Below are 229 nucleotides of genomic sequence, written 5' to 3' on the forward strand. Positions count from 1 at the left end.
CCAAGCCCCTAAAATTTCCGAAGAAAATAAAAAGTCCCCTTCGGAAATGTTAGAAATCGACAAGCCTTTGCATTTTTCTAAAAAGGACTCACATTCGTTTGGCGAGTGGCTGCAATTAACTGCCGCAACTCCTATTCAACGAGGTACAGCACCATCTGAAAAGAAAAATACTCAAACTGAGAAAAATCGTCAGTTTGATTTGATTGAAAAATTCATCAACGAAAAGCCA

Annotated in this window: 1 pseudogene; it reads left to right on the forward strand. The window is 38.4% G+C overall.

What is annotated here, in order from left to right:
- Positions 1 to 46 precede the first annotated feature (46 nt).
- Positions 47 to 229, forward strand: a pseudogene (locus ACY2RS_RS16060) (hypothetical protein); the annotation flags it as partial.

Source organism: Patiriisocius sp. 208BN25-11, assembly GCF_058147145.1.